Below are 14,639 nucleotides of genomic sequence, written 5' to 3'. Positions count from 1 at the left end.
GCCACATCCTGGGCGTTGCGTGGTCATGGAACCCCGGCAGTCCTTCGCGAATGGGACGCGGGGCAGGTCCATGAAGCGTTATCGTCTGCCGGCGGGCAAGTCCAGTGCCTGCCGCATGGTCCGTCCTGACTGTTTGAACGTGGACCAATCATTCCTTATAGATCCGCGGGCCGTGAGGCGTGTCTTCCACGCGGCAGCCGGCGGCCTGCAACGCCTCGCGCAGGCGATCCGCGGCGGGGTAGTCCTTGGCGCGGCGGGCGGCTTCGCGTTCGGCCACCAGGGCGGCGACCTCGGCGGGCCAGGCGCTGGCCGGCAGGGGCAGGCGACTGTGATCCAGCAGGCCAAGGATGTCATCGTGGGCGCACAGGGTCTGCCACAGGGCGGCGGCATCGCCAGGGGTCAGGGTGCTGGCCTGGGAGAGGATGCGCCGGCAGCCGCGCAACAGGGTGGGCCAATGGCGGTGCAGGCTGCAGGCCTCGTCCATGGTGTGCTGGAAGGATCGGGTCAGCTCGTCGCACAGGGTCTTGACCGCGGGAGCCGGCTGGGCCGACTGGGCGGGCTGGGCGGCGAGTTCCACCAGCACGGCGGCGGCCTGCTGGATGCGGTTCCAGTTGGCCGTCCACATCTCCAGGTTGTGCGCGCTCAGTTGCAGCGACTTGGACGGCGCGGCGGAGAGCAGCCACAACCGCAGGGCGCGGGGAGGGATGGCCGGCAGCAGGGCCGGATCCAGCGTGCCTGCGGGAGATTGCAGCGTCACCCAGGCCAGGGGCTCCACACCCGCGCCCAGCCGCCAGATGGCGCGGAAGTTCTCCAGATGCGGAAAACTGTGCGCCTGCCCGGCCAGAAAGACGCTTAGACGCGGCAGGGCCTCCAGGGCCACGGCCGCCAGTTGCAGGAACCAGCTGGGCCGCACGTTGCCCCAGCTGGTGGGGATGAGATCCCCATGCTTGAGATCCTGCAGGGACACACGCTTGAGCAGGGTGAAGTCCTTGGGATTCTCCTTCACGTAGTCGGCCAGATCCACGGTCTTGCCCAGGGAGAGCTTTTCCAGATCCGTGTGGGAGAGCTGCCCGTATTCCGGGAACCGCAGGACGTCAAAATAGACGGAGCGCAGTTTTTCGTACGCCGCCCCCTTGGACAGGAGCTTCTCGGCGATTTCCAGCAGCCGGGGCACGGCCTTGCTGGCCGGGAAGAAGCCCAGGGCGCGGCAGCCCAGGGCCTCGGCCTGCCAGGCGAAGTGTTTCAGGCGGGCTTCGCTCAGGGCCTCGCGGGAGACGCCCTCGGCGCGGGCGGCAGCCAGGGCGCGGTCGTCCAGATCGGCCACGCCGGCCACGGCCTGCGCATCCACCCCGCGGGCGCGCAGCTGTCGGGCCAGCACGTCCAGATGCACCATGCGCCGCCAGGGCTCGGGATCGTCCATGATGTGGATGGCGTCCAGGGGTGGCGCCATGGTGTACAGCCCCAGGGGCCGGGGGGCGGATTCCAGGTACACGGGCTGGCCGGTGCGCCGGTCGTGCAGATGCAGGCCGGCCTGGGGACGGCGGGCAAACAGCGGGGTGGAGAGATAGCGTTCGCCGCTGTCCGGGAACAGCACCACCACCAGGCCTTCCTCCAGCTCCTGGGCCACCTTGATGGCCCCCACCATGGCCGCGCCGGAGCTCATGCCCACCAGCAGGCCTTCTTCCCGGGCCAGGCGGCGGCACATCTCGAAGCTCTCGTCGTCCTCCACGCGCACGATGCGGTCGGGGACTTTTTTATCATAGATGCCAGGCGGGTAGGATGCCTGCATGTTCTTCAGCCCCTGGAGGGCGTGCCCGGGCCGCGGCTCCAGGGCAATGACCTGAATGGCCGGATTGCAGGCCCGCATGCGTTTGGCAATGCCCATCACCGTGCCGGAGGTGCCCAGGGTGGCCACCACGTGCGTCACCTTGCCCTCGGTCTGCTCCCAGATTTCCCGGCCGGTGCCATCGTAGTGGGCGGCGACGGAGGCGGGATTGTTGAACTGGTCCATGAGCACGTAGGTTTCGGGATGCTCGCGGGCCAGGCGGTAGGTTTCCTCGATGGCGCCGTCGGTGGAGAGGTGGCCGGGGGTGAGCTGGATTTCCGCGCCGTAGGCCTGCATGATCATCTTGCGCTCGGCCGAGGCGGTTTCCGGCATGAGTAGTCGAAGTTTGTAGCCCTTCACGGCGCAGACCATGGCCAGGCCCACACCGGTGTTGCCCGAGGTGGCCTCGATGATGATCTTGTCCGGGCCGAGAAGTCCCTGACGCTCCGCCGCCTCCACCATGGCCAGGGCCACGCGGTCCTTGATGGACCCGCCGGGGTTGCGGGCTTCGAGCTTGGCCAGGATGGTCACTCCCGGCTTGGAGAAGACGCGGTTGATGCGCACAAGGGGCGTTTGCCCGACGGCGGTGAGCACATTCTCATGGTGCATGCGGCAAACTCTGGTGTCTGTTGAAGATGCGGGGCGTGTGCGGCAGGGAGGATCATACGGCCGATCGGCCCTGCTTGCAAGCTGGCCACGTCATCAGACTGGCAGGATAGTTGCTAGCAATCCTGTGGATCGACAACCGCCTGACGCTGGCCGCAAAGGACGAGCTCATGGAACACGCGCTGCTGGACTGCGAATCGTTGGAACACGCCCCGTATCTGCAGGGAAACCTCACGGCCCTGGCTGCCGCCTCTCCGGCCGTGGCCGCCTGGCTGGAGGCCAATCCCCAGGCCGGGCCCCTGTTCCGGGAGCGCTTTTTCCTGCACCGGCCAGGCCTTGCGGACTGGCGATTGGATGGCGGGTCCTCCCTGTTTGCCGTGGCGCCGCCGCCGGTGTTTTATCGGGACTGGACCCCCGCCGAGGACGCGTCCTCCCGCGAGCAGCTGGCCCGCTCGGCCACGGTGGTGGCCGGTTGTGGTCTGGGCTACGGCATCAACCAATTGCTGCGGTTTCTCCCGCCGGCCCATCGCATTCTGGTGGTGGAGCCACGGCCGGAGCTGCTGTTGGCTGCCCTGGCCTCCACGGACTATGCCCCCTTTATTGAGCGGGGAAAAATCCTGTTCCTGCCGCCGGTGCGGGAGGTGGTGGATCATGCCCTGCAACAACTGGATGTGCAGTTTCTCTTTGGCCGCATCGATCTCAAAGGGGATACGCCCAGCCGGCAACTTGGCCCGGAATACGCCCAGCTGACGATCATGTTGCGCGAATTGCTGGAAGGCATTGCCGTGGAGCTGAGCACCATGCGCCGCCGTCAGGATGTGATGGTGGGCAACGAGCTGGGCAACTTCCAGGCCGCCATGGAACACGGATCCATCAAGGGACTGGCCGATAAGGGCCGGGGGGTGCACGCCGTCATCCTGGGGGCGGGCCCGTCCCTGGAGCAGACGGCGCCGCTGCTGGCTGCTGCCAAAGACGTGCTGCTGGTCACCGCGCTGCAGACCCTGCCGGCGTTGCAACGGCTGGGCATCAGGCCGCATCTGTGCATGGCCATTGACTATTCCGCAGGCATGCGTGCGGTGTATGATCGCCTGGATCCGGACTATGCCCGCGGCATCCCGCTGCTGTACTCCACCAAGATCATGCCGGACGTGGTGGCCGGCTATCCTGGTCCCAGGCTCCCGGTCTGGACCCGCGGCGGGTTGGGCACCTACATCTTTTCGGATCGCGAATATGTGCTCAATGCCGGCGGCAACGTCAGCGTGGCGTTGTTTCGGCTGCTGACATGGCTCGGCGTCAAGATGGTGACACTGGCCGGGCAGGATTTTGCCTGGAAGGCGGAGCAGTCCCATGTGACAGGGCACCATGCCAACTGCGCGGCCGAGCCCAACCGGGTGCCCCTGAAAAACGCCGCCGGGGAGGCCATCTGGTCCACGGTGTCGTACACCACGGCCCTGCGGGAGCTGGGGGCGGAGATTGTCCGCAGCGGCGTGCCCGTGGTCAATCTGTATGGCGGCGGCGCGGTGATTGCCGGCGCGCGGCAGGTGGATGCGGCGGCATGGGACGCCGAGGCCTTGCCGGCTTCCGATGCCGGCAGCGTGGCCCGGGTCCTGGAGCTGCTGGAGCAGGCCCGCCAGCCTGTGGCGCGGCCGACGTATCCGGCGCGGTCGGACCAATGGTCCTCGTCCTTGCGCGCGCTGCTCAAGCACCTGGAAAAGTGTTTCAAGAAGGTGGAAAAAGAGCAGCAGGCCATTGGCGAGGCCGTCTCCAGACTGCGGGCTTTCCTGCGCCAGGATCCGCTGTATCTCCCGTATCTGTATAATGAAGTCATGGATGTGAACGGCATGCTGCACCTGGGACGCCCCTTCGCCCCCCGGGACCTGCCGGCCCTGCGCCAGATTTGCAGCCGGGTCAACACCAAGGTCCGGGAGATGGACCGTGTGGTGTGCGGCTGCGGCGTCAATCCAGGAGCAGGGGCCAGATCCCGGGCCATGCGACCGGCAACGGCGGGGGCGGCATCCATCCGGTCCCGATCGGCGTTGGGATGAAGGCGGTTGCGGTAGAGCCATCGCACAACGCCCCAGATCGCCGTCGCGTCAGATCTGAGATGCGCCAGTCCCGCAGGATTCATGGATGACAGTCTCGCCCCGTTGGGGTAGCTTGACCCGATACCGATCAGGGGGATGTTCCCCAAGCCGGGAAGGCTGCCGCCCCTGTGACAGTGGGCTGGCGAGTGTCATCAGTCTGGTGAAGGAGAATCCGCGTGACCGACGAATGCGCCTGCTCCCCCGCGTGCGCAGACCGACTGACCATCCTGGTGTTGGCGCAGGAACCGCATCGCCGTGCCCGGCTGCAGGCACTGCTGCCTGCCCAATGTGTGACGCTGGCGGATGACCTGGGCGATGCCGTACGGCTGCTGTCCCGCGGCGGCTTTGATCTGGTGGTGTTTTTTTCGTGCGATCCCGCCTCCCATCAACCCATGGGCATGCTGCTGCAGGCCGGCCCGCTCACGCCGGTGGTGGCGGTGGTCCCCTGGGAGGAAGCCAGCCTGGATCTGCTGGCCCAGGGCGCGCTGGAAGTGCTGGTGTGGGATGCCCTGGACGAGCCGGCCATGCGCACGGCCTTGCGTCGGGCCCAGGCGCGCCAGAAGGCGGCCATGCCCCTGGCCCTACAGGAGGAGATTGTCAGCCGCATTGTGGAGCAGGCTCCCGTGGGCATGGCGCTGGTGGGGTTGAACCGTCGGTTGCAACTGGTGAACGAGGAGTTCGCCCGCATTGCCGGGGTGGAGCGAACCCTGCTGACCCGGCTGTGGATCTCGGATCTCTTTGCCGAGGACGATGCCGCCGTGCTGACCCTGGAAATGGGCCGCCTGCTGGCTGGCGAGGCCGAATCCACCGTGGCGGAGCATCGTTGCCTGCGTCAGGATGGCGGTGTCGTCTGGGTGCATCGGGCCATGCGGCTCATGCGGGACGATCAGGGCCGGCCCCTGGCCTATCTGCTGATCATGGAAGACGTGGAATATGCCAAGCGGGCGGAAGGCCACCTCAAGCAGACCCTGCGCGAGCTGGAGATCATTTACGAAAACAGCCTGGTGGGCATCCTGGAACTGCAGGGGGACCGCACCATCGTGCGCTGCAACCGCCGCGCAGCCGAGCTGCTGGGCTACATCCCCGAAGAGCTGTTGGGCCAGAGCGCCCGCTGCCTGCATCTTTCGGACGAGACGTACGCCGAAGCCGCACAGACGCTGTTCGCCCAGCTGGCCACCCGGGATCTGCTGCAGGCGGAGTGCCAGTTGCGCAGGAAGGACGGCGAGCTCATGTGGGTGCAGCTGTGGGGCAAGGCCCTTTCTCCGCCGCATCTGGAACGCGGGGTGATCTGGCTGCTGGACGACATCACCGACCGCAAACGCTCCGAGGAACTGCGGCGGGACATGGAACGCATTACCCAGCATGATCTGAAAACCCCCCTCAACGCCATCCTGCCCATCCCGGAACTCGTGCGCATGAGCGGCCCCCTCAATGCCGAACAGGCCGAGCTGCTGCTGCAGGTGGAGCTTTCCGCCATGCAGATGCAAACCATGATCACCCGGTCTCTGGATTTGGTGCGCATTGAGCAAGGCCGGTACACCTTTACCCCTGTGTCGGTGGATCTCTGCGTCATGCTGCGCAAGGTGCTCAAGGATCTGCAGCCCCTGGCCCGGAGCCTGGAGGTGATGATCCGGGCCACGGTCAATGGCAGCGTGCTGGAACACCCCGGTGGGGGGCAGACGGCCATGGCGGCCTCGGATCCCCTGCTGTGCTATTCCATCCTGGCCAATCTGTTGCGCAACGCCCTGGAAGCCTGCCGCCCGTACGAAGAGGTGGACGTGCGCATCGTCTGCGAGGCCGGCTGCCTGCTCAGCGTCCACAATCCCGGCATGGTGCCGTCGGAAATCCGTCCCCGATTCTTCGAAAAATACGTCAGCCATGGCAAGCCGCGAGGGCTGGGCCTGGGGGCCTATGCCGTCAAGCTCATGACAGAGGTCCAGGGCGGGACGGTGTGTCTGGAAAGCGACGAGCGGCACGGCACCACGGTGACGGTGGTGTTGCCGCCCTGGCAGGCTGCGCAGGAGTAGCATCCCATCATGAAACTATCCTGGAATGCGCCAGGGACGCTGGGGCTGTGCGCGGCGTCCTTGCTGGTGTTAGGACTGCAGGCCCTGCTGCCTGCCGTGGCCGGGGTGTTTGCCTCCCCCGTGCGGGTGGACCCGGCAGACCCCCTCTTTTTTGCGCAATGCGTGCTCCACGTGCTGGGACATGTGGACTTTTCCCACCTTTCGAACAACCTGCTGCTGTTGCTGCTGCTGGGTCCCATGGTGGAAGCCCGGCACGGCACCGGCTGGTTTTTGAGCATTGCGGCGCTGACGGCCGTGGTCACGGCCCTGGCGGCCCTGGGACTGGGGCACCGGGTGCAGGGACTCAGCGGCGTGGTGTTCACCTGCATCGGGCTGGCCTCCGTGGCCGGGGCGCGACGCGGCGAACTGCCCGTGACCATGCTGCTGGTGCTGGGGGTGTATCTGGGTACGGAAGTGCTGGATTTGCTGCGAGATGATGCCGTCTCCCAGCTTTCCCACCTCATCGGCGGGGTGGTGGGCGCCGGCGTGGGCCTGGCGTTGGCGGATCGGGAACCATAGCAGCACGAGAGACGCCGGGGGAGCCCGGCGTTGCAGACTCCCCCGGCACGCACCGTGAGAGCATTTTACTCTTGAAAAAGGACATACGAGAGGGGAAACCTTTTGNAAGAACCTTTCTTTAGAACGGTTTTCCCCCGAGAACTCCTTTCAAAAGTAAAATGCGTTAGCTGGTGATTTCGATCTTTCGGGCCTTGGCTTCTTCGGCCTTGGGCAGGGTCAGCGTGAGCACGCCGTTGGCGAAGTTGGCGGCAATCTTGTCTTCCGCCACCGGGGAGGGCAGGGACACGCTGCGGGAAAAGCTGCCGTAGCTGCGCTCCACGCGATGGAATGCGCCTTCCTGCGTTTCTTCCTCAAATTTCTTTTCGCCCTTGATGGTCAGGATGCCCTTGTCGATGGTCACTTCGATGTCCGAAGCGGCCACGCCGGGCAGTTCGGCCGTCACTTCCAGGGCGTCTGGCATTTCGCGCAGGTTCATGGCCGGCGTCACGCCGCCTTCGGTCATCCGAGCGAAGGGGAGCCCGTCCAGCGGCGTCTTCCAGAAGTCTTCCAGCAGATTGGCCAGGTCGGCCATGCTTGTCATGCCCCCGGGACGGCGGGGATCCCCCAAAGAGACCCGGCGGCGCTGCACATCGGGAACAAAGGTGCGGAACATGATGGACCTCCTTGTCATGATGTATGTTGTGGTGGTTGCACAAGCAACATAACCAGGGAGCATGCCGTGTCAAGATGCTGACGGGCCTTGCCGCACGGGAAACAATGCCGGGCTCAGCTTGGGGCGTTCGTCAATTTATCCAGCCTGTTCTGTGAATGGCCCGCGGTCTTGTTCACCCTGGGCCAGCGCTGGGGGGTACTGAAAAATCACATGCGCATCCAGCGGATTGCCCGGGGAGTTCGGAGGGAAGTCCATGGCCGCATCCGCCACCTGTCCGCCGGGCGGCAACAGCTGACCCTGCAGGCCCACCAGACGGCAATCGCTGAACACCATGGACAGGGGATGGTGCGATCCCATAAGCCCGCGGCACACGCCCCGCACACACACGCTGCTGCCGCGGGGCAGGGCGGCGAGATCCGGCCCTGGAACCGCAAACTCCAGAAAGGCTTCGGCTCGTCGGGTTGGTCCTTCGATGACGGCAAAGGCGAAGTCGCCCGGCTCGCCCACTTCCCGCAGCGAGCCGTGGAGGAGCAGGGTGCGCCCCATGGCGAAGGGCACGTCGGCATTGGCCAGGCCGTTGGTCAGGCTGGCGTGCAGGGTGTCCACTTCGGCCAGGGTATCGAATTGCAGGGGCTGGCTGTTTGCGGCCAGGACAAAGCACAGGCCGCGCAACCCCGCGACCCGGACGGTCATTGGTGCAGGGGGTTGATGGCTGGCATAGGCCGCCAGCATGGCGTCCCGGGCTGCATCGGCCAGGGGGAAAGGCCGATAGACGTGCCGACAGTGCCGGCAGGTGGCTGGAGCCGCGGTTTCCCGGGGTCTGATCAATGCTTCCCGTCCGCATGCCGGACAGGCATATACCAGAATGAATTCAATGCGTGCGGGGGCAACGGCGTTCGGCATGGGACAATCCTGCAATGCAAGCACAGCGGCCATGGCCCGGGCGGGGGAGTCCGGCCCGCGGCCATGACCATATGCATGCTATCGCAAGAATGCCTGCGCTGTCAGCAGGACAGGGGAATCAAAATCGCGCCAATTGATGCGCAGCGCGGGGCGGTTGCGGCGACTTGCCCTGGCGGGACTGCCTGTCCGGATTGGCCGGATTGGCCGGATTGGCCGGATTGGCCGGATTGGCCGGATTGGCAAAGAGATCGCCGGGCAGAGCGCGCTGATTGCGCTGATCGTACTGCCCCAGGGCGAAGAAGTCCACGGCCTCCAGCATCTGCACCGCCTGGGCGGCCAGGGTCTGGGCCGTGCTGCTCACCTCTTCGGCTGTGGCTGCATTCTGCTGGATGACCTGATCCAGCTGGCCGATGGCCTTGTTGATCTGCATGGCGCCGGCTTTCTGCTGTTCGGAGGTGGCGGCGATTTCCTGGATCAAGGCGGCAGTGCGCTGGATTTCCGGCACCAGTTGCCCAAGCTTGCGTTCCGCCTCTTCAGCCACAGCCACACTGGAGCCGGACAGCGTGCCAATTTCCGCCGCCGCCGTGCCGCTGCGTTCGGCCAGTTTGCGCACTTCCGCGGCCACCACGGCAAAACCCTTGCCCTGATCGCCGGCGCGGGCCGCCTCGATGGCGGCATTGAGGGCCAGCAGATTGGTCTGGCGGGCGATTTCTTCGATGATACTGATTTTCTCGGCAATCTGTCGCATGGCGGCCAGGGTGTGGGCCACGGCCTCGCCGCTTTGCCGGGCTTCATTCGCTGCAGCCATGGCGATGGTGTCCGTCTTCTGGGCGTGTTCCGTATTGTGGGCGATGCTGGAGGACATCTCCTCCATGGAAGAGGAAATTTCCTCAATGGCTGCGGCTTGTTCTGTGGCTCCCTGGGCAAGGCTCTGGCTGGAGGAGGAAAATTCCTCGCAGCCGGCAGCCACACGCTCGGCAGAGCCCTTGACGTCCAGAATCACGGTCCTGAGCCGGCCCATCATGCTCCGCAAGGCCAGGGCCAGGTCGCCGGTTTCGTCGCTGCCGGCGTAGGTCACCTGATGGAACAATTCTCCCCGGGCCATGCCCTGGGCGGCATCCACTCCCTCGCGCAGGGGACGGGTGATGATGCGGGCCAGGAAGAGTCCCAGCGCCACGGCCAGCAATGTGCCCGCGACCATGCCGGTCACGGCCACGGTGGATGCCAGGCTGGCACTGGACTGGGCCTGCTGGGAGGCCTGCTGTGTGGCGGCGGATACGTGCTCCAGCAGCCGGTCGAGCACCTGGAATGTCACCACCTGCCTGTCCCGGGTCACCACCATGGATTGGCGGTACATTTCCTGATACATGGCCTCGGCTTTGTCCGCCTCCGCAGCCAGCGCGCCGAACATGGAAAAGGTGGAGGCCATGGCCGGGAGCATGGTTTTGTATGCAGCACCAGCTGCTGCATGATCCTTGGCGGCCACGTGGCTTTTGATGTCGGCCACGCCTTTATGGAAGGCGTTGTGGTGCGGCGTGATATCCTGCAGGGCATTCTGGATGGCCTGATTGCGGATGGCCTTGCCTTCACCCTGCAGCCACTTGCCGAAGTTGCAGGCCGTGGGATCCGTGCCGCCTTGCAGGGGCATGTCCAGGTGCAGGAGATTGTTCACATTGGTGGCCAGAGCGTAATGGTCCCCGCGAAAAAGCTCCATCTTGCGGCGCAGATCCGTGGGGTTGCGTACGTCCACGGCGTCCAGTTCATGGGAGCGTTGCAGGAAGAGGGCATTGCTGGCGTCCCATTCCTTCCAGGCGGCATGCAGCTCGGTCCAGGCAGGATCCTGACCCAGCAGGGGGGCCAGGGTTTCGAACGCATGTGTCAGGGCGGTTTGGGCGCTCTGCGCATTCTGGTACTGGCGGGCCTTGTCCTCCCCGGATATCCCGGGCGCCAGCAGGGTGCGGGTGGCCACCCGCAGGCGTTCGGCCTCGGCCTTCAGGGTGATGAGGTGTTCGACGGCAGGCAGCTGCACGTCCGTCAACGAGATGATGTTCTGGTCAAGCGCATTGATGGATCGCAAGGTGGCCAAGCCCACGACTGCAGTGATGACCGCTGCCCCGAGAAAGCCTCCCACCAATTTGTGCCGTAGGCGAAGCCGCATGTTGATATCTCCCGGCGTATAATTCTGTCGCGCAATTGCAGGGGGAACCTATCAACTTTGGGGCGGCAGTCAATCCGTCAGTTTTAGGGGGAAATACGCAGTGGCGGGATTACGCGCCCGGTTTGAGCACGTCGAGGATCTGCAGGCGGGAGGCATGCCAGGCAGGATAGGCGCCGGCAGCCAGCCCCAGGAGTGTGGAGCCGGCCAGGGCGCCAGCCAGCAGCAGCGGGTCGGCCACAAAGGGCAGTTTCCCGAACTGCGCCGCGGCGAACATGAGGAGCATGGCTCCGGCCACACCCAGCAACCCGCCCACACCAGCCATGAGGCCGGCTTCCAGCAGGAACTGACGGATGATGTCCGCACGCCGGGCACCGGCGGCGCGGCGTACGCCAATTTCCAGCCGCCGGGCCCGCACCAGCAGGATCATGATGGACAGAATCCCCAATCCGCCCACGGAAAAGGAGATGCTGGAGCTGATGAGCCCCAGGGTGCCCACCAGATCCAGGGCCTGGCGCTGCAGGCGGATGGTGTCTTCCGCGGTGAGCACGCTGAAATCCTCGCGCTGGCCGGGGCCGATGCGGTGGCGTTGGCGCAGCATCTCCGCGGCGGCCGTCTTGAGGGCGGCCTTGTCTGCCGTGGGGGCCAGCTCCAGGTAGACGCCGTTGATCCAGTCCTGATTGGACAGCCTGCGCATGAAGGTGTCCAGGGGCACATAAGCCTGCTCGTCCTGGTTGCTGCCGGCAAGGTCTGCACCTTTGGGCGAGGAGACGCCCACCACGTGCAGGGTGGCGCGATAGGCGCGGATGCTTTGGCCCACGGCGCGGGCGGGGTCGTCGAACAGCCGCTCGGCGATGGCCCAGCCCAGCACGCAGACCATGGCCCGGCCGGCTTCGTCCTGCGGCGTGATGAAGCGGCCGTGGGCCATCTCCAGGCTGCGCACCCGGGCGTAGTCCGGCCATACACCCACCAGGGTGGCCGCAATCTGGATGGCGTTGAACTTCAGGGGAATGCTTTTCTGGGCAAAGGGCGAGCCAGCCAGCACGCCCGGCAACGACCCCTGCAGGGTGAGGGCGTCGGCGATGGTGAAGGTATGGGCCAGGGTGCCGGTGGTGGCGCCGCTGCGGCGGAAGCGCACCTGGCCGGAGACGGCGGCGAACAGATTGGGACCGAGTTTCTCCGTTTCCATCTCGGCCTGCCGGACCATGGACTTGGAGACGTGCTGCACCCCGGTGAGGGCCAATGCGCCAAGAAACACGCCCAGCATGGCCAGGATGGTCCGCAGCTTGTGCACGGCCAGGGAGGCCAGGGCGATCTTGAGGCTCAACCACATGGCGGGACTCTAGCGGCAGGACTGCAGACAAGGCAAGGGCGCTTCGAAAAGATTAACGCATGGTAAAAAAATCTGTGACTATTGCGCCCCCTCGGGACTATTGTCTTCAACAGCATGGACCAGGAACGCGAACACTCCATCATCCGCCAGGTGCTCGCCGGGGACCGCGAGGCGTTCGCGCTGCTGGTGGAGGCGTATCAGCACCCGCTCTTTCACATGGCGTACGTGCTTACCGGGTCTGCGGATCAGGCGGAAGATCTGGTCCAGGAAACCTTTGTCCGCATGTACGACAAGCTCGGCACCTTCCGGCTGGAGCCGGGCGTCCGGCTGACGCCCTGGATGTTCGCCATCTGCCGCCATGCGGCGTTTCGGCAAAACAAGCGGGGACGCCGGATGGTGACGGGCTGCGCGCATCTGGTGGAGGAGGGCAGCCCGCCCGAGGACGACGCCAGCATGACCGCCGGAACCGCCTTCGAGGCCCGGATGGCTGCATCGGATGGCGAGGAGATGTTGTTTCGCACCGAGCAGGGCCGCACCCTTGCGCAGCATCTCATGCAGTTGCCCCTGGAGCTGCGCGAAGCGCTGGTGTTGCGGTTCACCGAGGATCTTTCATTCAGGGAGCTGGCGGAAGTGCTGGGAATTTCCGAACAGGCGGCCAAGATGCGGGTCTATCGCGGGCTGGCCAGATTGCGGGAAACCCTGCCCGGCCATGTACGGGGTTGAGATCGGGAAGACACGGGAAACACCGGACGGAGTTTTGATGCGACATGAACTGGAGAACGAAACCCTGCAGCCGGCGGTTCGTGGCCTGACCAGCGAGGAGCGCCACGAGTTGCGCGCTGTCCTGCCTGCTGGCGGGGACGTGGCGGGCTGTCTGGCGGAGCTGGAGGGCCTGGCCCTTGTGCTGCGCCACGGCGAGCGCGCCCTGCCGCCCCCGGGGCTGTGCAGCCGGGTCATGGCCGGGGTGCCCCTCAGGCGTCCGGGCCTGGGCGGGCGACTGCAGGACTGGTACCAGCGCCAGCTTGGCGTCGCGGCCTGGCTGCCGGGACGCATCATTGCCGCCACCGCCGGGCGGTGTCATTATTTTTTCCATTTTGTCGGGCTGCTGCATGTGGGCATGGGGCTGGTGCTGGCGGCAGAGCTGCAGGGCTATGCGCACATGTTTCCCAGTCTGGTGGGACGTCAGCCGGAGCTGGCCTATGCGCTGGCCGCGCTGCTGTTCTGCCTGGGGATGCTGGCCGCCCGGCGCACGCCTGCAACCCGCGCCCTGGCCCGGCTGGGCCTGGTGGTGTACATGGCAGTGGTGCTGGGCAACGGGCTGGGCATTGCCGCCAGCTTTGCGGCACACGGCGCAGTGCTTGCCGCCGTGGCCTTGTCTGGCTGCGGTCTGGTGTTGGGATCGTTTCTTGGAACCATTTTGTTCACATGTGCAGGAGAACGACGCCATGCCTGAGCAGGTCCATTGCGCAGTCGCCCGTTCCTGGATGCAGGCCGGGTTCACCTTGATAGAACTGGTCGTCACGTTGATCATCCTTGGTCTGCTTGCCGGCTTCGTCGCCACGCGGTTCAATACGATGGAGGTCAATTACCATGCCGAGGTGCAGGCCCTGCAGGCCACCTTGCGCTTTGCCCAGGTCATGGCCATGGGTGATGACGAACTCTGGAATATCAATATCAACGGCGACACCTATGAACTGCAGCGCAACTGCACCGCGCAGCCGGATGACGTGCGCCTGGTGCGCATCCCTGGGCACGATTCCGTCACGTATGGCGTTCCCCACGGGGTGTCCCTGTTCGGCTCACAGAACATCGCCTTCAACAACCGCGGACAACCGTGCGACTGCCAGGGCGTGGCATTGACCGCCGACACCACCGTTACGGTGCAGGCCAGTGCGTTGCCCTCTGGGTCAAGTGTGGGCAGTTTCGTTCTGACGCAAAATACGGGGTTCATCCAATGAGCAGCTCTCTTCGCGCGGCAGCCGCCGGCCCCCCGCGGCACATCTCTCCGGCGACCGGCTTCACGTTGGTCGACACCATCGCCACCCTGAGCCTGCTGGCCGTTGTCGGGGCGGCGGTCTTTTCCTTCATGCAGACAGGGACCACCATTGACGCGCCCGTGCAATCCCTGCGGGCGGACAAGAGCCTGGAATATGCCATGGAAAACATCCTGGCGGACTACTACAACAACTATGCGCGCAGCTGGCTGGATTCCCCGCCGGAAGACTTTGACGTGTGCAACGCCAGCATGCCGCGGTACAACCCCAGAAACAATGCCACAGCCGTGGAGGAAGGGGCTGGCCACTTTTCTGCGCTGATGCTGTTTCAGACGGAACTGGAGGCCAATGCCAGCAAGTATGGCAACATCACCATTACGGACATCGAATGCGTGCAAGTGCAGGATACGGACACCCTGGACATGCAGCAGCTGCGGGTGGTGTTGCAGAGCAACAGCACGGTCAATCCCCAGCAGATGACCCTGTTTATTGGCAGATAGGA

12 protein-coding genes are annotated in these 14,639 nt (G+C 65.3%); 7 read left to right on the top strand and 5 right to left on the bottom strand.

Features of this window, described 5'->3' with window-relative positions; all coding sequences use genetic code 11:
* Positions 1-148 precede the first annotated feature (148 nt).
* Positions 149-2,434, bottom strand: coding sequence for a cysteine synthase (locus DGI_RS12350; protein WP_021761430.1), 2,286 nt, complete (start codon positions 2,432-2,434; stop codon positions 149-151).
* 110 nt (positions 2,435-2,544) lie between these two features.
* On the opposite strand from DGI_RS12350, the gene DGI_RS12345 reads away from it, so the two are divergent.
* From DGI_RS12345 to DGI_RS12335, 3 genes are all read left to right on the top strand, one after another.
* Complete coding sequence (locus tag DGI_RS12345; RefSeq protein WP_051286337.1) at positions 2,545-4,476, top strand: motility associated factor glycosyltransferase family protein; 1,932 nt, start codon at positions 2,545-2,547, stop codon at positions 4,474-4,476.
* Positions 4,477-4,691: 215 nt separating this feature from the next.
* Positions 4,692-6,542 carry a sensor histidine kinase gene (locus DGI_RS17385; protein ID WP_021761428.1) on the top strand — a complete coding sequence of 617 codons (1,851 nt, stop codon included), beginning with the start codon at positions 4,692-4,694 and terminating at the stop codon, positions 6,540-6,542.
* Between the two features lie 9 nt (positions 6,543-6,551).
* Positions 6,552-7,100, top strand: a complete 549-nt coding sequence (locus tag DGI_RS12335; RefSeq protein ID WP_021761427.1) for a rhomboid family intramembrane serine protease — start codon at positions 6,552-6,554, stop codon at positions 7,098-7,100.
* Between the two features lie 163 nt (positions 7,101-7,263).
* Here DGI_RS12335 and DGI_RS12330 read toward each other — a convergent pair whose 3' ends face one another.
* The 4 genes from DGI_RS12330 to DGI_RS12315 all read right to left on the bottom strand — a co-directional run bounded on the left by DGI_RS12330 (position 7,264) and on the right by DGI_RS12315 (position 12,143).
* A complete protein-coding gene (locus DGI_RS12330) occupies positions 7,264-7,752 on the bottom strand; it encodes an Hsp20/alpha crystallin family protein (RefSeq protein ID WP_021761426.1) in 489 nt (162 codons plus the stop codon).
* A 135-nt stretch (positions 7,753-7,887) separates the two neighbouring features.
* The gene (locus tag DGI_RS12325) at positions 7,888-8,655 is read right to left on the bottom strand and encodes a hypothetical protein (RefSeq protein ID WP_027192923.1); all 768 of its coding nucleotides are present in this window, start codon (positions 8,653-8,655) and stop codon (positions 7,888-7,890) included.
* 118 nt (positions 8,656-8,773) lie between these two features.
* Entirely contained in the window at positions 8,774-10,813 is a 2,040-nt protein-coding gene (locus DGI_RS12320; protein WP_021761423.1) for a methyl-accepting chemotaxis protein, read from the bottom strand.
* A gap of 109 nt (positions 10,814-10,922) precedes the next feature.
* Positions 10,923-12,143 (bottom strand): ABC transporter permease, encoded by a 1,221-nt coding sequence (locus tag DGI_RS12315; protein WP_021761421.1) that lies wholly within the window; start codon positions 12,141-12,143, stop codon positions 10,923-10,925.
* Positions 12,144-12,257: 114 nt separating this feature from the next.
* On the opposite strand from DGI_RS12315, the gene DGI_RS12310 reads away from it, so the two are divergent.
* Genes DGI_RS12310 through DGI_RS12295 form a run of 4 tightly spaced genes read left to right on the top strand, consistent with a single transcriptional unit; the run spans position 12,258 to position 14,637 of the window.
* Positions 12,258-12,866, top strand: coding sequence for an RNA polymerase sigma factor (locus DGI_RS12310; RefSeq protein WP_021761419.1), 609 nt, complete (start codon positions 12,258-12,260; stop codon positions 12,864-12,866).
* 37 nt (positions 12,867-12,903) lie between these two features.
* The gene (locus tag DGI_RS18815; RefSeq protein WP_021761417.1) at positions 12,904-13,596 is read left to right on the top strand and encodes a hypothetical protein; all 693 of its coding nucleotides are present in this window, start codon (positions 12,904-12,906) and stop codon (positions 13,594-13,596) included.
* Entirely contained in the window at positions 13,589-14,101 is a 513-nt protein-coding gene (locus tag DGI_RS18810; protein WP_021761415.1) for a type II secretion system protein, read from the top strand. Before DGI_RS18815 ends, DGI_RS18810 begins: the two co-directional genes overlap by 8 nt.
* On the top strand, positions 14,098-14,637 hold the full coding sequence (locus tag DGI_RS12295; protein WP_021761414.1) for a hypothetical protein: 540 nt from the start codon (positions 14,098-14,100) through the stop codon (positions 14,635-14,637). Before DGI_RS18810 ends, DGI_RS12295 begins: the two co-directional genes overlap by 4 nt.
* The last annotated feature ends 2 nt before the right edge of the window (positions 14,638-14,639 follow it).

It is taken from the genome of Megalodesulfovibrio gigas DSM 1382 = ATCC 19364 (assembly GCF_000468495.1).
In the GTDB taxonomy this organism is placed as follows: Bacteria; Desulfobacterota; Desulfovibrionia; order Desulfovibrionales; family Desulfovibrionaceae; genus Megalodesulfovibrio; species Megalodesulfovibrio gigas.
The sequence above is the reverse complement of the archived record's forward strand: the minus strand, read 5'-3'. Positions and strand labels throughout refer to the sequence as shown.